This window comes from Citrobacter sedlakii NBRC 105722 (genome assembly GCF_000759835.1).
Classification (GTDB): Bacteria; Pseudomonadota; Gammaproteobacteria; order Enterobacterales; family Enterobacteriaceae; genus Citrobacter_A; species Citrobacter_A sedlakii.
Map to the genome: position 1 here is coordinate 503,203 of NZ_BBNB01000002.1, position 17,909 is coordinate 521,111.

Here is a 17,909-nt window from a genome sequence, read left to right on the forward strand (position 1 = left end):
CTTAGTCCTGTAGGCGAGCGATCTCTTCGCCGAATTCTTTGATATCTTCGAAGCTACGGTAGACGGAGGCAAAACGGATATAGGCGACTTTGTCGAGTTTTTTCAGTTGTTCCATCACCAGATTGCCGATCATTTTACTCGGCACTTCACGCTCACCGGTGGCGCGCAGCTGCGACTTGATGTGGTTCAGCGCCATTTCGACGTCATCTGAACTGACCGGACGCTTTTCCAGCGCACGTAACATGCCGCTACGTAGTTTTTCTTCATTAAAAGGTTCGCGCACGTCGTTGCTTTTCACAACCCGTGGCATCACAAGTTCCGCGACTTCGAAAGTGGTGAAGCGTTCGTTACAAACCAGACACTGCCGACGGCGGCGTACTGACGATCCCTCGCCCACAAGACGAGAGTCAATTACTTTCGTGTCTACGGCGAAACAAAATGGGCAATGCATACGGCGTCCTGACCAGGTGGTTAACAGAAATCTATTTTACCCTGAACTGACGTGACAACAAAGGCGCAACGCTTTTGAGACAAAGGATCGGTGTTTTTGCGCCGTTTACGCACTACCATTAGGTCAGTGCAATATTCCAGGAAAACCGCGATATGACAAAACGTTACCTAAGAATTCTCCTGGTGGGAAGCCTGTTTAGCCTTACCGCCTGCGCCCAGCAAAGCGAGGTTCGTCAGATGCATCAAAGCATCAGTACGTTAAATAAAGAGATGAATCAGCTTAATCAGGAAACGGTAAAAATTACGCAGCAGAACAGCCTGAACGTGAAATCCACCCGCGGCGTGTACCTGTTGCCGGGCTCAAATACGCCGGCGCGTCTGAACAGCCAGATTGGCACGCTGCGCATGTCGCTAAAAAATATCGCGCCGAATGCTGACGGCACACGCGTGACGCTACGGATTCAGGGTGAGTCCAACGATCCGTTACCGGCTTTCAGCGGCACCGTTGAATATGGGCAAATTCAGGGAACAACTGACAATTATCAGGAAGTCAATGTGCAGAATATGTTGATTAACGCCCCTGCCACCCTCCTGGCGCCAGCCGATGTGGACATTCCGCTTCAACTCAATGGTGTTACACCCGAGCAGTTAGGCTTTATCCGTATTCATGATATCCAGCCTGTGACGCGCTAAACGCCTCTGCGGAACGTTTTGTGCGTTCCGCAACATCTCACCCGCCCTTTTTGTGACTCTACTGACATCACCGAAATTTTTGCTAATCCTTTGCAACATTCATCAAAGTCAGTACAATCGCCGCGCTAAAACACGCAAACGTGAACGCAATCGATTACGTGAATGATAGAAATGTGAAACATGACAGATTTTTGTGAGCAATGATTTTTATAATAGGCTCCGCAGAAACACGAAATATTTAGAAACCTAATTCGCGCCTTTTTCACTCCCGTTAGGGATTTTCAATCAGTGGCATAAATATGAAAAAAACATTACTTGCAGCCGGTGCAGTGCTCGCGCTTTCTACGTCTTTCACCGTGAACGCCGCCGACAACGACAAACCGCAGTATCTTTCCGACTGGTGGCACCAGAGCGTCAACGTTGTGGGTTCCTACCATACCCGCTTCGGACCGACACTGCGCAATGACACCTATCTCGAATACGAAGCTTTCGCCAAAAAAGACTGGTTTGATTTCTATGGCTACGTCGATGCGCCTCGCTTCTTCGGCGGCGACAGCAACTCCCGCGGGATCTGGAACCACGGTTCTCCGCTGTTTATGGAAATCGAACCACGCTTCTCGATCGATAAGCTGACCAACAGCGACCTGAGCTTTGGTCCGTTCAAAGAGTGGTATTTCGCGAATAACTATATCTACGATATGGGTCGTAACAGCGAAGGCCGCCAGAGCACCTGGTATATGGGTCTCGGTACCGACATCGACACAGGGTTGCCGATGAGCCTGTCCCTGAACGTCTATGCGAAATATCAGTGGCAGAACTACGGTGCGTCCAATGAAAACGAATGGGATGGCTACCGTTTCAAAGTGAAATACTTTGTGCCGATTACCGATCTGTGGGGCGGTAACCTGAGCTACATTGGCTTCACCAACTTCGACTGGGGCTCTGATCTGGGCGACGATCAGTACCGCACCAGCAACTCTATCGCGTCCAGCCACATTCTGGCGCTGAACTACGATCACTGGCATTACTCGGTGGTCGCCCGTTACTTCCATAACGGTGGTCAGTGGAAAGATGGCGATGAGCCGGTATGGCAGGCGGAACCGATCAAGTCTAACGGCTTCGGCTGGTACCTGGTGGTAGGTTACAACTTCTAAGTAGCGCAAATAGCCGGGTGGCAACTTATGCCTGACCCGGCCTCCGCGCGTCGCCCGCTGTTCCGCAAGCGGGCTTTTTATCGCTTACCTTGCGCAAAAAATCCGCCAACGAGCGCTCTGCACTCTCGCAAAAGCGCCGCTCCGTCATCGTGATCTGCAAACATCTGTCGAGCCGAAAGCAGCGATAATCATCCCGCCGTTCGCACCAGGCGACCAAAAGCCAGTATTCGCCCCAGAAATACATCCCCAGCGGCTGCACCTCCCGCCAGGAGAGCTGTCCGGCCTCGTCGCGATAATGCAGCGCCAGCACCTGTTGGCCGGAAATGGCACGATGAATAAGGTCGAATGCGCTGCGTGAATGCGGCTGTGTCCCAAAGTCCGGGGCGAATATCCGCGCCTGCTCGGCTTTGCGGCGGCTTTCTTCCGGCAGGATCGCCAGCACTTTCTCTTGAGCTGACGCCAGTTCGCGCGACAGGGAATCTCCGCCCCAGGTCGTCAACAGACGAATAGCCGCAATCAGCGCTTCGGATTCCCGGTGAGTCAACATCAGCGGCGGCAAATCAAATCCCGCCATCAGGCGATACCCGCTGCCCGCCTCTCCTTCCACCGGTACTCCGGACAGCGACAGGTCGCGGATATCACGGTAGATCGTCCGTTCTGACACCTCCAGCCGCTCGGCAAGTAGCGCCGCCGTCGTCAGTCGCCTGCCGCGCAGGATCTGCACAATCTGAAACAAACGGTCGGCGCGACGCGTCATAGTGACTCTCTTACGTTAAGCGGGTTGATGTAATCCGACACGGTTACCTTCGCTGTCGGTAAACAGCGCCACGGTGCCAATCTCGTTGCCCAAATCGATCGGGCCGAACACGCATTCACCACCGGCGCTGGCGACGCGATCCAGCGTTGCCGCAAGATCGTCGGTGTGCAGATAAACGATTGCGCCCTGCGGCGAAGGCAAGACGCCGTCGATTTTCGCCAACGCGCCGCCGGTAGCCGGATCGTCATAGGGAAAGACCGCCAGATCGGCACAGTCCATTTTTTCGCGGCGCAGCGACAGCCCCAGCACCGGCTCATAAAACGCGATAGCGCGCGCCATATCGGTGACGGGAATTTCAAACCAGTTAATGATGCTTTTACTTTTCATCCTTCCTCCTGCCTGTGTGGTTGAGTTCAGAAGAAGAATAAAACAGGGCTCCTGACAGCATACTGTCAGTAATGATTGCGGAACAAGCCAGAAAGGAAAAAGAAAAATCCCGATCTTACGACCGGGATTTCATCAGGGAGCTGAAAATCAGATTACGGCAGAATTGACGGCTGATCCGCCCCTTCTTTTTCGACTTTCTGCTGCAGCATGTGCTCGCGCTTCATACCCAGCTTCAGCGCCAGCGCCGACGCAACGTAGATGGAAGACGCGGTACCGATAGAGACACCGATCAGCATGGTCAGCGAGAAGCCTTCCAGCACCGGGCCGCCGAACAGGAACAGCATCAGAATCACCATCAACGTGGTACCGGAGGTGATCAACGTACGGTGCAGCGTCTGGGTCAACGACACGTTAAAGATTTCGTACGGCGTACCGCGACGAATCTTGCGGAAGTTCTCACGGATACGGTCAGATACCACAATGCTGTCGTTAAGCGAATAACCGATAACGGACATCAGCGACGCCACGATTGTCAGGTCGATCTCAATATGGAACAGCGACAGGATCCCAAGCGTGATGATCACGTCATGCGCCAGCGCGATCACCACCCCGGCCGCCAGTCGCCACTCGAAGCGGAAACCGACGTAAACGAGGATAGAAATCAGCGCGGCTAACAGCGCCATCGCGCCGGTTTGCGCAAGGTCAGCCCCCACGCTCGGTCCGACGAATTCAATTCGCTTCACCGCCGCGTTCTGGTTGGTGGACTCGTTAATCACACTCAACACTTTGCTGCCCAGCACCTGGCCGCCGTTCGCCCCTTCGGTCGGCGGCATACGAACCATGATGTCGTGACTGCTGCCGAAGTTCTGTAAAAGCGGATCAACAAAGCCCGCTTTTTCCAGCGCATCGCGCATCACATCCATCTCCGCAGGTTTTTCCAGGGTGATTTCGATAACCGTACCACCGGTAAAATCGAGCCCCCAGTTAAAGCCGCGTACGCCCATAATCACAATGGCCGCAATCAGCAGAGCGCCTGAGATGCCGAAAGCCCAGTAGTCCCAGCGCATAAAGTCCCAGACTTTACGGCCATGGTTCAATTGTTCAACAGTATATTCCTGTGCCACTTCGCACTCCTCAGATTGACAGCTTTTTGACGCGCTTGCCGCCATACAGCAGGTTTACGATGGCACGTGTACCGACAATTGCGGTAAACATTGACGTCGCTACACCGATACCGGTCGTAATCGCGAACCCTTTAATCGCCCCGGTGCCGACCGCGTACAGAATGATAACTTTGATCAGCGTGGTGATGTTCGCATCGAAAATAGAGCTGAACGCCCCCGCATAACCTTCGTTAATTGCCTGCTGCACCGAACGCCCGTTGCTCAACTCTTCTTTGATACGTTCGTTGATAAGCACGTTCGCATCGACGGCAACGGCAAGGGTTAAGACGATCCCCGCAATCCCAGGCATACTCAGCGTGGCCCCCGGAAGCAGCGACATCACGCCGACAATCAGCACCAGGTTTGCGATCAGCGCGCTGGTCGCAATCAGACCAAACTTCTTATAGAACAAGATCATGAACAGGATGGAGACCGCCAGACCCGCCAGACACGCTTCCAGACCCTGCTTAATGTTCTGCATACCCAGGGTTGGACCGATGGTCCGCTCTTCAACAATCTGAATCGGCGCAATCAGCGCGCCGGCACGCAGCAGCAGAGAGAGCTGACGCGCTTCGTTCGGGTTGTTGATGCCGGTAATACGGAAGCTGTTACCGAGACGAGACTGGATGTTGGCGATGTTAATCACCTCTTCCTGTTTCACCAGCACGGCACGACCGTTGGCGTCTTTCTTACCGCTGTCCTTATACTCCACAAACAGGGTCGCCATCGGCTTGCCGATATTGTCCTTGGTGAAGTTAGACATGATGTTGCCGCCTGCGCTATCGAGCGAAATGTTCACCTGCGGCTGGTTATACTCGTCCTGGCTGGACGTAGAGTCGGTGATATGGTCACCGGTCAGGATGACGCGTTTGTACAGCACAACCGGCTGGCCTTCACGCATCTGCTTCACTTCGGAGTCGCCCGGTACGCGTCCGGACGCTGCCGCAGCCTGGTCTACGTTGGTGTTAACCAGACGGAATTCCAGCGTCGCGGTCGCGCCAAGGATCTCTTTCGCGCGCGCCGTGTCCTGAATGCCAGGCAGTTCAACCACAATGCGGTCAGCGCCCTGGCGTTGCACCACCGGCTCGGCGACGCCCAACTGATTCACACGGTTACGCAGAATATTGATGTTCTGCTGAACCGCGTATTCACGCGCTTCGCTTAAGCGCGCATCGGTCATTACCGCACGCAGCGCGTTGCTTCCCTGGCTGGAGATCACCAGATCCGGGTGGCGTTTGCTGAGATACGCAATCGCGTCGTCACGCGCGCTGGCATCACGGAAATTGATGCTCAGACCGTAGTTGTCTTCTTTACGAACGGTAGTATACGGGATGCCTTTTTCACGCAGATCGCTGCGCAGGCTATCGATATTTTGTTCCTGCAATTTACCCAGCGCGGTGTCCATATCCACTTCCATCAGGAAGTGAACGCCGCCACGCAGGTCAAGACCGAGTTTCATCGGTTCTGCTTTGATGGCAGCCAGCCAGCGCGGGGTAGCCGGAGCAAGGTTAAGCGCCACGACGTATTTATCACCCAGCACGCCCACCAGCGCTTCACGTGCGCGCAGTTGAGTGTCGGTGGTGTCGAAGCGCGCGAGAATAGCGCCCTCTTCCAGTGCCACAGACTTCGCGGTAATTTTTTCTTTTTGTAACGTATTCTGGACCTGGATCAGCGTTTGCTCACTGGCGGCGACACCGCGCGCGCCAGTGATTTGAACGGCCGGATCCTCACCATACAGGTTGGGAAGCGCATACAGCAGACCGACGATAATGACGACGATCAGCATGACATACTTCCACAAAGGATAACGGTTTAACACGGCAGTTCCCTTCGGGAAAGTTACTATTACAGCGCCTTCATGGTGCCTTTCGGCAGAACGGCAGCTACGAAGTCACGTTTGATAACCACTTCCGTGGTGTCATTCAGCGCGATAGCGATGTAGCCAGTTTCTGCTACTTTGGTCACACGACCCACCAGGCCGCCATTCGTCAGGACTTCATCACCTTTCGCGATAGAATCCATCAGCTTTTTGTGCTCTTTGGTGCGCTTCTGTTGTGGGCGCAGGATCATGAAATAGAAGATCAGGCCAAACACAACCAGCATCAGAATCAGAGACATCGGGCTGCCCTGCGCCGGAGCACCTGTTGCCGCTACCGCATCAGAAATAAAAAAGCTCATTCAAATTCCCTCATTATTAAAATTAATCAACGTTTAAAGGTGGAACAGGTCGACCCTGACGTTGGTAAAAATCGGTCACGAAGCTCTCTAATTTACCTTCTTCAATAGCCTTGCGTAAACCCGCCATCAAACGCTGGTAGTAACGCAGGTTATGAATGGTATTGAGTCGCGCGCCCAATATTTCGTTGCAACGATCGAGATGATGCAAGTAGGCGCGTGAATAATTGCGACAGGTATAGCAATCACACTCAGCGTCGAGTGGGCTGGTGTCGCTTTTATGCTTCGCGTTACGAATTTTCACCACGCCGTCGGTCACGAACAGGTGACCGTTACGGGCGTTGCGGGTTGGCATCACGCAGTCAAACATGTCAATACCGCGACGTACGCCTTCAACCAGATCTTCCGGTTTACCGACACCCATCAGGTAACGCGGTTTATCTGCCGGAATTTGTGGGCAGACGTGCTCCAGAATGCGGTGCATGTCCTCTTTCGGTTCACCCACAGCCAAGCCGCCGACAGCGTAGCCATCAAAGCCAATCTCTACCAGACCTTTCACGGAGATATCGCGTAAATCTTCGTAAACACTGCCCTGAATGATGCCAAAAAGCGCATTTTTGTTGCCGAGGCTATCGAAACGGTCGCGGCTACGCTTCGCCCAACGCAATGACATCTCCATCGAACGTTTAGCATAGTCCCAGTCCGCCGGATACGGTGTGCATTCGTCAAAGATCATCACAATATCGGAACCGAGATCGTACTGAATCTCCATCGATTTTTCCGGATCGAGGAAAATCGGATCGCCGTTGATCGGGTTACGGAAATGGACACCCTGCTCGGTGATCTTCCGAATGTCGCCCAGGCTGAACACCTGGAATCCCCCGGAGTCGGTGAGAATCGGGCCTTTCCACTGCATAAAGTCATGCAGATCGCCGTGGAGTTTCATGATCTCCTGGCCCGGACGCAGCCAGAGATGGAAAGTATTACCGAGGATAATTTGCGCGCCGGTGGCTTCCACCTCTTCCGGCGTCATCCCTTTTACGGTGCCGTAGGTGCCCACAGGCATAAAAGCAGGCGTTTCCACTACGCCACGATCAAACACCAGGCGACCGCGACGCGCACGACCATCGGTGGTATCAAGTTCGAACTTCATTATTTCTCCTGCATCAGAGAGACAGTCTGATGGTGATTACAGTGCCGCGGCCTTAGTCCCCGACACGCTCATTCAAAGCCTGCGGATTGTACGTGATAAACATCGCGTCCCCGTAGCTAAAAAAGCGATATTTTTGTTCTACCGCAGCCTTGTAGGCGTTCATTGTATGCTGATAACCGGCAAACGCGGAGACCAGCATGATAAGCGTAGATTCCGGCAGATGGAAATTGGTCACCAGCGCATCAATGACTTTGTACTGATAGCCGGGATAGATGAAGATCTGTGTATCGCCAAAAAACGGTTCGATGATGTCGTTTTTCGCCGCCTGCGCCGCGCTTTCGAGAGAGCGCACCGAGGTGGTGCCGACCGCCACCACACGGTTGCCGCGCGCTTTCGCCGCCAGCACCGCATCAACCACCTCTTGCGGCACTTCGGCATACTCAGAATGCATGATGTGATCTTCGATGGTGTCCACGCGTACCGGCTGGAACGTCCCCGCGCCGACATGCAGCGTGACAAACGCCATCTCAATACCTTTGGCGCGCAGTTTTTCCAACAGCGGTTCGTCAAAGTGCAAACCGGCGGTTGGCGCCGCGACCGCGCCAGGCTTTTCGCTGTAAACCGTCTGGTACAGCTCGCGGTCGGCCTCTTCGTCCGGGCGCTCAATATACGGCGGCAGCGGCATATGGCCTATGGCGTTGAGGATATCAAGCACCGAGCGTTCGTCATGGAACGCCACTTCAAACAGCGCATCGTGGCGCGCGGTCATGGTTGCTTTAATGCTCTCGTCATCGCCCAGCAGCAGTTCTGCGCCCGGCTTCGGCGCTTTGGATGCGCGAATATGTGCCAGAATACGTTTATCATCAAGCATACGTTCGACCAGCACTTCAATCTTGCCGCCGCTGGCTTTACGGCCAAACAGGCGCGCCGGGATCACGCGGGTATTGTTAAAGACCAGCAGATCGCCAGGGTTGAGCTTGTCGAGCAGATCGGTGAAAGTACCGTGCGTCAGCGCGCCCGTTGGCCCGTCCAGTGATAGCAAGCGACAGCTGCTGCGCTCAGGCATGGGATAGTGAGCAATCAGGGATTCAGGTAGTTCAAAGGAGAAATCGGCGACGCGCATGACGTATACTCGTGACTTAAAAACAGGCGGCATAGTCTAGTGCTCACACCCTTTTGCTGCAACAACTAGCCGCCACCGGACAAATAAAACGCATGAATTTTCTCGCTCACCTGCATCTCGCGCACCTCGCGGACAGCTCCCTTTCCGGCAATTTGTTGGCCGATTTCGTGCGCGGCAACCCTGCCGATATCTACTCGTCAGAGGTTGTCGACGGGATTTTTATGCACCGCCGTATCGACGTGCTTACCGATAACCTGCCGGAAGTAACGGAAGCCAAAGCCTGGTTCCGTCCCGAAACGCGCCGTGTTGCGCCGATTACCCTTGACGTGATGTGGGATCATTTTTTGTCGCGCCACTGGGAACGGCTTTCGCCGGAGATGCCGTTGCCGGAGTTTGTGCGCTATGCCCATCAGCAGGTGTCGATCATTCTGCCAGACTCGCCGCCGCGTTTCGTTAATCTCAATAATTACCTGTGGTCGGAACGCTGGCTGGAGCGTTATCGCGAGATGAATTTCATTCAGAACGTACTCAACGGCATGGCCAGCCGTCGCCCGCGTCTGGATGCGCTGCGCGACTCCTGGTACGACCTGGACGAACATTACGACGCACTGGAAACGCGTTTCTGGCAGTTCTACCCGCGCATGATGGCGCAGGCGAGAAATAAGCAGCTCTGACAGCATGATCAATGATAGGCAAAAGCTTGCTGAACGATTGTCGCCACCTCTTTGTCTTATGCGCGAACACTCTCTATACTGGCCCGCGTTGCGTTCCAAAAACCCTTAACTTTGCAGGAGAATAATATGGTACTGGTGACTCGTCCGGCTCCGGATTTTACAGCAGCTGCGGTACTCGGTAGCGGTGAAATCGTTGAAAACTTCAATTTCAAACAGCACACCAACGGTAAAGCGACCGTTCTGTTCTTCTGGCCAATGGATTTCACCTTCGTTTGCCCGTCCGAACTGATCGCGTTCGACAAACGTTATGAAGAATTCCAGAAGCGCGGCGTTGAAGTGGTTGGCGTTTCCTTCGACTCCGAATTCGTCCACAACGCATGGCGTAACACCCCTGTCGACAAAGGCGGCATCGGTGCGGTGAAATACGCAATGGTTGCTGACGTTAAGCGTGAAATTCAGAAAGCCTACGGCATCGAGCACCCGGAAGCGGGCGTTGCGCTGCGTGGTTCCTTCCTGATCGACGCAAACGGCATTGTTCGCCACCAGGTGGTTAACGACCTGCCGCTGGGCCGTAACATCGACGAAATGCTGCGTATGGTTGACGCGCTGCAGTTCCACGAAGAGCACGGCGAAGTCTGCCCGGCACAGTGGGAAAAAGGTAAAGAAGGTATGAACGCGTCTCCGGACGGCGTGGCGAAATACCTGACCGAAAACGTTTCCAGCCTGTAACCGGCACGAATCACGTAAAAAGGCTCGCATAGCGAGCCTTTTTTATTGCGTTACGTCGCGCCGTCTTTTTTTACTTCACGCCAGAGACGAAAGGCCAGCAGCGCCAACAGCGCGACGCCGACAATCAGCACGCCCCAGACCAGCAACCGTTTTGCCTGGCTTTCACGTTCCGTCGCTGAGGTCGCAGTTAACCGTGATTCCCCGCCCAGTTTGACCGCTTCGTTGACGGAGGCCGAGGGTAGCGTCGCCACATCATAGGTTGTTCGCAAATCGGCCGGAATAAGCATATCCACGCCAACGCTTGCCGGTTCCGCTGCGCCATTCCCCCAGGCCAGCAGATAGGGGGCTTTCCCTTGCGCGTTGAACACCAGATCATAACGATCGCGGTAGCCTGTCACCTGCGGCAGCGTTTCCGGTAAGCGCGCGTTAAGCGTGGTGATTTTTATCGCCTCCACCAAGGTTCCGGGCAGCGGGACGGGCGCCGATGCCCTCCCCTCCAGCTGATAGAGCACCTCTTTTTTCAGCACCTGCCAGTCACTCTTCGCCGTACTGCGCCAGGCAATCTCGACGGGAAGAACGCCATCGCTGTTCAGAGTGATATCCAGCGAACTGAGCGGCTGAGGACGCGTCCACTGCCATTGCGCCTCCGTTGCCGACAACCGCCGTCCCTCGCCCTGCATCGCCATTTGCTCCGCCACGACGTGCGCGGGGGCGCTGACAGCCTTAACGCCCGTTAGCGCGACGGTGGCGCGGGGCGCTTCCAGCACAAGCAGCAGATAACGAATGGCATGCGGGGATAACGTGATATCGACGTCAATCCTGTCGAGTTTCAGACGATCGTTGCCGCTGGCGATATCCATCAATGGCATCTCCTCGCGCAGCGAATGCCAACGCTTGAGATTGACGCTGTAATAGACCGATGCTTTCCCCTGCCACGGCGTCCGCGGTGTATCCCAGGCGAGCTGAAGTTGGGACAGCGAAACCGCTTCGCTCGCCTTTTCCGGCAACGTCAGCAAATAGTGCTGACCGACGGGTTTCGCTTTCTCCCCTTCCAGCACGATCTCTACGCCGCTTTTGGAACGCAGCAGGATTTTATCGGTGTCGTCTTCCGTTGTCTGGCGTGACGTTACCGGCGAAGAGTCCAGCGGGAACAGCCGCAGCGCCGTCGGCTCAGACGCCGCCTGCTGGCGCGCCGCCTTCACCAGGCTAAACGGCACCGCTTCTCCCCTTTGGTTAAATACGCGCACATCCTGCAGTTCCGGTGAGGCGCTTTGCTGATAGACGTCCTGAGGCAGCGCGATTCGGTACCACTGCGAAGGGGTGGATGTGCCAAGCGTCACGCCAAAAGCGTAGTCCTGCGGCGATGCCACTGGCGTCTCGTTACCCAATACCGGGCCAGCCAGCGTTAGCAGCGTGGTACAGACTACGGCGTTTATCCATTTCATTTTTCTTCTCCTGCTTTGGGCGGTAACGGTGAGAAATAGCCAACGATCAGCACCAGAATCGCCACGCCGATAAAGGCTACCGCGCGCGCCAGACCGCCCCCGCCAGCGCTGTCCACCAGCATCAGTTTAACAATCACCAGCCCCAGCAGCACCGCGCCGCAGAGCCATTCCCGCCGCGAGGCCTGACGGGTCGCATGCAGCATCATTACCAACGCGCTGAGCATCCAGAACAGGGCGAAACAGGTCTGAATAAGCCGCGAATGCCATAGTGATTCAAGCTCCCAGGCCACTTCGCCGTACCAGGCGAGCGCACGTAGCAGGACACCGTTCAGCCACCAGAATGCAAGCGCTATCAGCGCGACCACGGGCCAGGGCTGGCATAAAGAGAATGTCGCAGGAAAATAGCGCCGCGCGGCGCGGTACAACGCGACCAGCCCCAGCAACGCGAAGGCGGCGCCTTCCTCCAGCGGGTTAACCAGCGGCAGGTATGCCTGGCGGTACACTACGCCATCCTGTAAGTTTGCCAGCGCCAGCAAGCCTGCCAGCGCAACCGCTACCGGCACCATCGCCTGCACAGCATATAGCGCCGGCCAGACCTTAAACGGCCAGAACCGACGGCGCACCGCCGCGCCGATGAAAATAATCAGCAGCCCGCCTGTCGCCATCATCACGCCGCTTCCCCAGGCCGCCATGCCCCACGGCAAATCGCGGGCAAACCAGAACAATTCGGCGGCCAGCGCCAGTAATAACATCCACAGGAGTGAAAGATGCAGCCCCTGGGAGATTCGCGGCGGTAACGCGCGCTCGTCGCGGCGCAGCAACATCAGCGCGGCAGGCAGCGCCAGACACCATGCCAGATTCTGCCAGCCCGCAGCAAACAGTGACTGGCGGGAAATTTGCAGCAAAAGCGCCATCAACATCACCGGCCACAGCAGCCACTTACTGGCCTCCAGCGCGTGCCACGCCAGGCGTTTTCCGACGCTCCGCCAACCCCAGACCGACACCGCCATCAGCGCCAGCACGCCGGACACCACCCAGGCATCTTTGTTGAAGATCAATTGCGAAGCGCCGGCCAGCGCGATAAGCCAGAACAGCACCCCGCCCGCCAGCAGTCCCCAGCTTCCCCGTATCGCGATCTGCCGCCATAACCACGCTGCTGCCAGCCAGCACAGGCTGAGCACCGCGAAAATCAGCATCAGGCTCAGCGCATCGCTTGCATCCGTCAACGCCCACAACGCGCTGCCGAGCGCCAGCACCAGCAGCGCTGTGCCGCTGTAGCTCATACGACGTTGCTGCTGTTGAACGCCCAGCCATAAAATACCCAGGCCTTCCAGCGCCCAGGCCATCGCCGTCCAACGCGCCGACAGCGCCAACGGGATAGCCAGCGTCGCAAATGCGCCGCCCAACGCCAGCGCCGCCAGCACCAGAGGACGTCCCAGAGACGGATAGCGACGCAGCGCCAGCCAGGCGAGACATAAGTAGACTCCGCCATAGCCCAGCGCGCTGAGCGCCGGACCGTACTCCCAGTGACGGGTCATCGCGTACTGCATCCCAAAACCTATTAACGGCGGCGCAAACAGCAGCACGCCGTCGACAATCTGTCGGCCTTTCTCCTGCGCCCGCAGCGACAGCGCCACGCTCAGCACGCCAAAAATCAGGATATTCGCCGCCAGGAAAAGTTGGCAGGGAAGGTAATACGCTGGCTGATAGTCGCTCAGCCCCCACAGTCCGCCGACGCCAAAGGTAAAGAGCAGGCCGAGCAGATTAAGTTCGCGCCAGTGCTGCCAGATGCTGATCGCGAGAATGCCAACTGAAAGCAGTAAATAGAAGGAGAACAGCGCGACATAGTTGCCGCTGCCGGTAGACAGCAGCAGCGGAGCGAGATAGCCGCCGAGACTCGCCAGCATCGCCAGGCTGAGCGCCTTTTGTAATATCGCCAGCCCGACGCTCGCCGCACAGATCACCACCAGCAGCGCAAAGGCCAGCGTCATCGGCAGCATCTGCCAGAGACGAAAGGCGCCAAAGACCGTGAGATAGAGTGCGCCCGTTGCGCCCCCCTGCAAAATCAACGCATAGACGGGCTGTCTATGCCGCAGCCGCCAGCCGACGGCGAGCAGGACAATGGCAAACAGCGCAGCCGCCACCAGGCGCAGTTCAAGCGGGAACAGGGCGTGCTCAACCGTATAGCGCAGCAGGAATGACAGCCCAAGAAACAGCAGCAGAATACCGAGTTTCGCCAGCGGATTGCCCTGCATAAACCAGCGCGCCAGCGAAGTAATCATGCCGCCAAAGGCGGAAGGCGGCTTTGCCACTGCAGGGGCCGGGTCGCGCGGCGGGACAACATCGTTGTTTGCCGCGCGCTGAGGACGCTGCGCTCGCCACGGGCTCGCCGGTTCAGACGCAACGTCGGGCACAGATTCGGTCGGGATGACCGTTTCAACCGGCTGCGCTGGCGTCGGCGTTGTCTGCGCAACCGTCGGCGCTGCGACAGCGCGCTGCTCGAGTTCTTCCACCCGGCGGCGCAGTCTGGCAAGCTCATCGCGGGTGGTCGCGCTTCGGTTAAACGCGACAATCGCCAGGATCGGCACCACCACCAGCGCGAAAAACACGATGATGCAGCCAAGGATTAAAAGGTCGTCCATGTTGTCACCTTCACTGTACGGGATCGTCTAAGATTGACACAAATTGTTGCATTTGCGCTATCTCTGAAGATGAAAATGCCGGATGGCGCGTCAGCATCTCATCCGGCAACAACGGGACTTTACCGTATCGGGCAGGCGCCAGCGCCCCCGCCCGTCAGGTTAAAAAGCGAAGCAAGAACAGCCCAGCGCTCCCCAGAATGCGCGATCGTCGGAAACCGCAATTCCGGATTTTCGGGCAATGTCGTGCTGATGACCGTGAACGCCGCAACTGCCGCAGCACTGATGCATTTGCACTACCGCTCCCACCTTCGCCGACGATGGCGGCGCGGCGCGGTAATGTCCAAGCACATTCACCACCGGCGACCAGTCCGGCACCACCGGGATAGCAGGCGGCGCCAACGGCGTGAAAGGCCCGGCGGCATAGACCACTTTACCATCCACAATCGTCATCACTGACTCAATGCCTTTGATCTCCTCCTCCGTAACGCTGAAATAGTCTTTCGACAGCACCACCAAATCCGCCAGTTGATCTTTCACAATGCGGCCTTTTTTGCCCTGTTCGCTGGAGAACCACGCGCTACCCGCCGTCCACAGCTCAAGCGCCACGTCGCGCGGCAAACGGTTGTTCTCGTCATACATCGCCGTCCCGCCCACCGTACGCCCGGACACCAGCCAGTAAAGCGCTGTCCACGGGTTATAACTGGCAACGCGGGTCGCATCCGTCCCCAGCCCGACCGGAACGTCGGCCGTCAACATTTTCGCGACCGGCGGCGTATGCTTCACCGCCTCTTTGCCGTAGCGGTCAATAAAATATTCGCCCTGAAACGCCATGCGGTGCTGTACCGCTATCCCGCCGCCGAGCGCCTTCACGCGGTCGATGTTGCGTTCGCTGATGGTCTCGGCATGGTCGAAGAACCAGTGCAGACCGTTAAACGGGATATCGCGATTCACCTTCTCAAACACATCCAGCATCCGGCCTATCGATTCGTCGTAAGTGGCGTGCAGGCGGAACGGCCAGCGGTGTTCGACCAGATGGCGCACCACGCGCTCCAGTTCATCCTCCATGCCTTCCGGCAGATCCGGGCGCGGCTGAAGGAAATCCTCAAAATCCGCCGCCGAAAAGACCAGCATTTCCCCCGCCCCGTTCGCGCGATAAAAGTCGGTCCCCTGCCCCGGTTTGAGCATATCGGTCCAGCGCTCAAAATCTTCAAACTCCTGCTGCGGACGCTGAGTAAACAGGTTGTAGGCAATGCGCACGGTCATCTGATGGTTTGCATGTAACTGCTCAATAATCTGATAATCTTCCGGGTAATTCTGGAAGCCGCCGCCCGCGTCGATGGCGCTGGTCAGCCCAAGGCGATTCAGCTCGTGCATAAACTGGCGGGTCGAGTTGACCTGCATGTCCAGCGGCAGCTTCGGTCCCTTCGCCAGCGTCGAATAGAGGATCATGGCGTTTGGTTTGGCGATCAGCATTCCGGTTGGATTACCGTTACCGTCGCGAACAATTTCGCCGCCTACCGGGTCTGGCGTTGCTTTGGTGTAACCGACCGCGTTCAGCGCCGCACGGTTGAGCAGCGCGCGGTCGTACAAATGAAGCACAAACACCGGCGTATCCGGCGCAGCCTCGTTAAGCTCCTCCAGCGTCGGCATTCGGCGTTCGGCAAACTGGAATTCACTCCAGCCGCCCACCACGCGAACCCACTGCGGCGACGGCGTTCGGTCTGCCTGCTCCTTCAGCATACGCAGCGCGTCCGCCAGTGACGGCACGCCTTCCCAGCGTAGCTCAAGATTGTAGTTCAGCCCTCCGCGAATCAGGTGCAGGTGCGAGTCGTTAAGACCGGGGATTACGGTATGGCCTTTCAGGTCGACAACCTGCGTACCGTCAGCGGCCAGACCCATCATCTGGTCGTGGCTTCCCGTGGCGAGGATTTTACCGTCTTTAATGGCAACCGCTTCCGCCTGCGGGCATTGGCTATCGAGGGTGTGTATTTTTCCGTGAGTCAAAATTAATGAGGCAGTGTGAGACATAATATTCTCCTGATGAGTCGGTCAGGCTTTTTTCAGCCAGCCGGCAAACAGACGGGTGACGATGGGCATCCAGAACCAGACAACCAGCGCAACCACGCACGCATCGTTGATCAGATGCAACGCTAACGATGCCTTCAGGGTGGGAAGGATCATCCCGGTCAGCCAGGGCACCAGATTGGTGCTGGGAAAAATGACCAGCAGGGTGATAAGAAATTGCTTCCAGCGGCGTGGCTGCCGGACATGCGGCGCGGGTGGGGTGAACCAGAACGCGGCTTCCGTATGAATTTCCGTTTTATCGCCATCCGCCAGCAGCGGAGCGATTTCGTCGACCAGAATCCGCCGGGTGTCCGACTGCGTCCAGTTGTAGAGATGCTCGAGCGTGTCGAAGCGGATGATGATATTCCAGTGATTTTGCCCATCGGTGGGGCGAATGACGTTTGCCCCCAAATGACCGGGGAACTCCGCCGCGACCGGCATAATTTTTCCAAGCCATAATTCATACCGCGCCGCCTGTTCAGGCCGGAGAGTGTGGGTAATCACCAACGTCACAGATTTATTCTGCGCCATGACAAATTCCTTACCGAAGGTCAATGGCGGGTTGCCCCGCCATGGGAATCAGGCTTTACGTTCAGGCGCGCCATGTACCAGGGTGTAAGCGTAATCCACCCCCATACCGTAGGCGCCGCTGTGTTCACGCACCAGATCCATAACCGCGTCATAGGTCTCTTTGCGCGACCAGTCGCGCTGGTACTCAAGCAGAACCTGCTGCCATGTCACCGGCACCGCCCCAGCCTGCACCATACGATCGATAGCGCGTTCGTGCGCATCAACCGACGTCCCGCCGGAAGTGTCGGTAACCACATAAACTTCGTAACCGGCTTCCAGCGCCATCAGCGCCGGGAAGGTCAGGCACACTTCAGTCCACAGCGCAGAAATAATCAGTTTTTTACGCCCGGTAGCCTCAACGGCTTTGACAAACGCCGCATCTTCCCAGGAATTCATGGACGTGCGTTCGATGGGTTTGACATCCGGATGAACAGCGAGCAATTCCGGCCAGATATAGCCGCTGAAACTTTTCGTTTCAACTGAAGTATAGATAACCGGCACATTAAATATTTTGCCTGCTTTCGCCAACGCAACCGTATTATTCTTTAAAAGCTGTCTGTCTATATTAGCTACACCGAATGACATCTGCGGCTGATGATCAATAAAAATCAGGGCGGAATTAGACGGATCAATCAATTCACGGATAGACATAAATACACCTTACAATCAATAAGTTATGGGTAAACTTCTGTGTGTGCTATATACGTTCGGGCCCGGATTGATAAAGCAA

The 17,909-nt window shown here is 56.4% G+C and carries 17 protein-coding genes; 4 read left to right on the forward strand and 13 right to left on the reverse strand.

The window, feature by feature from the left end; genetic code table 11:
- Position 1 precedes the first annotated feature (1 nt).
- Positions 2-451 (reverse strand): transcriptional regulator NrdR, encoded by a 450-nt coding sequence (nrdR, locus tag CSE01S_RS06770; RefSeq protein ID WP_012904816.1) that lies wholly within the window; start codon positions 449-451, stop codon positions 2-4.
- A gap of 152 nt (positions 452-603) precedes the next feature.
- On the opposite strand from nrdR, the gene CSE01S_RS06775 reads away from it, so the two are divergent.
- Both CSE01S_RS06775 and CSE01S_RS06780 read left to right on the forward strand, forming a co-directional pair.
- A complete protein-coding gene (locus CSE01S_RS06775; RefSeq protein WP_042285968.1) occupies positions 604-1,143 on the forward strand; it encodes a SadB/YajI family lipoprotein in 540 nt (179 codons plus the stop codon).
- Between the two features lie 299 nt (positions 1,144-1,442).
- Positions 1,443-2,297: a nucleoside-specific channel-forming protein Tsx gene (locus CSE01S_RS06780; protein WP_042285970.1), complete on the forward strand. Its 855-nt coding sequence runs from the start codon at positions 1,443-1,445 to the stop codon at positions 2,295-2,297.
- A gap of 25 nt (positions 2,298-2,322) precedes the next feature.
- Here the strand turns inward: CSE01S_RS06780 and CSE01S_RS06785 are convergent, their stop codons facing one another.
- From CSE01S_RS06785 to queA, 7 genes are all read right to left on the reverse strand, one after another.
- On the reverse strand, positions 2,323-3,054 hold the full coding sequence (locus tag CSE01S_RS06785; protein ID WP_042285971.1) for a helix-turn-helix transcriptional regulator: 732 nt from the start codon (positions 3,052-3,054) through the stop codon (positions 2,323-2,325).
- Positions 3,055-3,069: 15 nt separating this feature from the next.
- The gene (locus CSE01S_RS06790) at positions 3,070-3,441 is read right to left on the reverse strand and encodes a VOC family protein (protein WP_042285972.1); all 372 of its coding nucleotides are present in this window, start codon (positions 3,439-3,441) and stop codon (positions 3,070-3,072) included.
- A gap of 152 nt (positions 3,442-3,593) precedes the next feature.
- On the reverse strand, positions 3,594-4,565 hold the full coding sequence (gene secF / locus CSE01S_RS06795; RefSeq protein WP_042285973.1) for a protein translocase subunit SecF: 972 nt from the start codon (positions 4,563-4,565) through the stop codon (positions 3,594-3,596).
- Between the two features lie 10 nt (positions 4,566-4,575).
- The gene (gene secD / locus CSE01S_RS06800) at positions 4,576-6,423 is read right to left on the reverse strand and encodes a protein translocase subunit SecD (RefSeq protein ID WP_072014962.1); all 1,848 of its coding nucleotides are present in this window, start codon (positions 6,421-6,423) and stop codon (positions 4,576-4,578) included.
- Positions 6,424-6,449: 26 nt separating this feature from the next.
- Positions 6,450-6,782, reverse strand: coding sequence for a preprotein translocase subunit YajC (gene yajC, locus CSE01S_RS06805; protein ID WP_012904809.1), 333 nt, complete (start codon positions 6,780-6,782; stop codon positions 6,450-6,452).
- Positions 6,783-6,804: 22 nt separating this feature from the next.
- Complete coding sequence (gene tgt / locus CSE01S_RS06810) at positions 6,805-7,932, reverse strand: tRNA guanosine(34) transglycosylase Tgt (RefSeq protein WP_042285978.1); 1,128 nt, start codon at positions 7,930-7,932, stop codon at positions 6,805-6,807.
- Between the two features lie 52 nt (positions 7,933-7,984).
- Positions 7,985-9,055 (reverse strand): tRNA preQ1(34) S-adenosylmethionine ribosyltransferase-isomerase QueA, encoded by a 1,071-nt coding sequence (gene queA, locus CSE01S_RS06815; RefSeq protein ID WP_042285980.1) that lies wholly within the window; start codon positions 9,053-9,055, stop codon positions 7,985-7,987.
- Positions 9,056-9,147: 92 nt separating this feature from the next.
- On the opposite strand from queA, the gene acpH reads away from it, so the two are divergent.
- Entirely contained in the window at positions 9,148-9,729 is a 582-nt protein-coding gene (gene acpH, locus CSE01S_RS06820) for an ACP phosphodiesterase (protein WP_042285982.1), read from the forward strand.
- 126 nt (positions 9,730-9,855) lie between these two features.
- Positions 9,856-10,458: a peroxiredoxin gene (locus CSE01S_RS06825; RefSeq protein WP_042285985.1), complete on the forward strand. Its 603-nt coding sequence runs from the start codon at positions 9,856-9,858 to the stop codon at positions 10,456-10,458.
- A gap of 50 nt (positions 10,459-10,508) precedes the next feature.
- Here CSE01S_RS06825 and CSE01S_RS06830 read toward each other — a convergent pair whose 3' ends face one another.
- The 5 genes from CSE01S_RS06830 to CSE01S_RS06850 all read right to left on the reverse strand — a co-directional run bounded on the left by CSE01S_RS06830 (position 10,509) and on the right by CSE01S_RS06850 (position 17,830).
- Positions 10,509-11,903 (reverse strand): DUF3999 family protein, encoded by a 1,395-nt coding sequence (locus CSE01S_RS06830; protein ID WP_042285988.1) that lies wholly within the window; start codon positions 11,901-11,903, stop codon positions 10,509-10,511.
- A complete protein-coding gene (locus CSE01S_RS06835; RefSeq protein WP_042285991.1) occupies positions 11,900-14,545 on the reverse strand; it encodes a DUF2339 domain-containing protein in 2,646 nt (881 codons plus the stop codon). Before CSE01S_RS06835 ends, CSE01S_RS06830 begins: the two co-directional genes overlap by 4 nt.
- Positions 14,546-14,704: 159 nt before the next feature.
- Positions 14,705-16,573, reverse strand: a complete 1,869-nt coding sequence (locus CSE01S_RS06840; RefSeq protein WP_042285994.1) for an amidohydrolase — start codon at positions 16,571-16,573, stop codon at positions 14,705-14,707.
- A 21-nt stretch (positions 16,574-16,594) separates the two neighbouring features.
- Positions 16,595-17,140 carry an antibiotic biosynthesis monooxygenase gene (locus CSE01S_RS06845; RefSeq protein WP_042285996.1) on the reverse strand — a complete coding sequence of 182 codons (546 nt, stop codon included), beginning with the start codon at positions 17,138-17,140 and terminating at the stop codon, positions 16,595-16,597.
- A 48-nt stretch (positions 17,141-17,188) separates the two neighbouring features.
- Positions 17,189-17,830 carry a hydrolase gene (locus CSE01S_RS06850; RefSeq protein WP_042285998.1) on the reverse strand — a complete coding sequence of 214 codons (642 nt, stop codon included), beginning with the start codon at positions 17,828-17,830 and terminating at the stop codon, positions 17,189-17,191.
- Positions 17,831-17,909: the final 79 nt, after the last annotated feature.

Coding starts and splice junctions, on each gene's coding strand:
- CSE01S_RS06850 (WP_042285998.1), bottom strand. CDS start 17,830: ATGTCTATCCGTGAATTGATTGATCCGTCTAATTCCGCCCTGATTTTT.
- nrdR (WP_012904816.1), bottom strand. CDS start 451: ATGCATTGCCCATTTTGTTTCGCCGTAGACACGAAAGTAATTGACTCT.
- CSE01S_RS06835 (WP_042285991.1), bottom strand. CDS start 14,545: ATGGACGACCTTTTAATCCTTGGCTGCATCATCGTGTTTTTCGCGCTG.
- CSE01S_RS06845 (WP_042285996.1), bottom strand. CDS start 17,140: ATGGCGCAGAATAAATCTGTGACGTTGGTGATTACCCACACTCTCCGG.
- CSE01S_RS06785 (WP_042285971.1), bottom strand. CDS start 3,054: ATGACGCGTCGCGCCGACCGTTTGTTTCAGATTGTGCAGATCCTGCGC.
- queA (WP_042285980.1), bottom strand. CDS start 9,055: ATGCGCGTCGCCGATTTCTCCTTTGAACTACCTGAATCCCTGATTGCT.
- CSE01S_RS06830 (WP_042285988.1), bottom strand. CDS start 11,903: ATGAAATGGATAAACGCCGTAGTCTGTACCACGCTGCTAACGCTGGCT.
- CSE01S_RS06790 (WP_042285972.1), bottom strand. CDS start 3,441: ATGAAAAGTAAAAGCATCATTAACTGGTTTGAAATTCCCGTCACCGAT.
- CSE01S_RS06825 (WP_042285985.1), top strand. CDS start 9,856: ATGGTACTGGTGACTCGTCCGGCTCCGGATTTTACAGCAGCTGCGGTA.
- yajC (WP_012904809.1), bottom strand. CDS start 6,782: ATGAGCTTTTTTATTTCTGATGCGGTAGCGGCAACAGGTGCTCCGGCG.
- acpH (WP_042285982.1), top strand. CDS start 9,148: ATGAATTTTCTCGCTCACCTGCATCTCGCGCACCTCGCGGACAGCTCC.
- tgt (WP_042285978.1), bottom strand. CDS start 7,932: ATGAAGTTCGAACTTGATACCACCGATGGTCGTGCGCGTCGCGGTCGC.
- CSE01S_RS06780 (WP_042285970.1), top strand. CDS start 1,443: ATGAAAAAAACATTACTTGCAGCCGGTGCAGTGCTCGCGCTTTCTACG.
- CSE01S_RS06775 (WP_042285968.1), top strand. CDS start 604: ATGACAAAACGTTACCTAAGAATTCTCCTGGTGGGAAGCCTGTTTAGC.
- CSE01S_RS06840 (WP_042285994.1), bottom strand. CDS start 16,573: ATGTCTCACACTGCCTCATTAATTTTGACTCACGGAAAAATACACACC.